The organism is Bartonella sp. AP150HLJHH, assembly GCF_042196385.1.
Lineage (GTDB): Bacteria > Pseudomonadota > Alphaproteobacteria > Rhizobiales > Rhizobiaceae > Bartonella.
Genome location: NZ_JBHIQC010000149.1, coordinates 1 through 545, shown reverse-complemented (window position 1 = coordinate 545; position 545 = coordinate 1). Strand labels below are relative to the sequence as shown.

Genomic DNA, 545 nt, shown 5'->3' with positions numbered 1-545 from the left:
TGATCAGCATCATCGGTTTTAATGACAAAAGCCGTTAAGCGGTCATCCATCACAAGGAGTGGTACATCATAGCGTGCCTCTGCCCACCCTAGCTTTGCGCCCTTCATAGAATAAAAGCTTTGTGCTTGAATATCGGCGGTAGGATAGCCGTTTTCTGTAGTGACCAAATCAATCACCAAATCATGGTTCTGATTGCCGATTTTGCAAAGATGAAAGTCAATTCCTGTGATTTGCCGTGTTTCATCGGGGGTAAAAACTTGCGCTTGTGGGTCCACTTGCGTCCATATCTTCACCGTGGTAGTGCGCCGCATCACTTTCACATCAATCACGCCTTGACCGGTAAAAAGACCCGTAGCAATGGTTCTACCTTTTCCCCGTGCCACAACATTTTTTGTGCCAGCGGTGATATTTTGTGGAATCGTGAAAGTGCCTTCAAGGGTGCCTTTGCTATCTGCAACAAGCTTTGTTTTTGGTAAAACATTCACACCATCAAAGGTAAGACTTTCCAAGATTTCGCTACTGCCAAAACCTTCAATTTTAAAGTG

The 545-nt window shown here is 44.8% G+C and carries 1 pseudogene; it reads right to left on the bottom strand.

What is annotated here, in order from left to right:
• Positions 1–545, bottom strand: a pseudogene (locus ACFING_RS10155) (DUF4815 domain-containing protein); the annotation flags it as partial.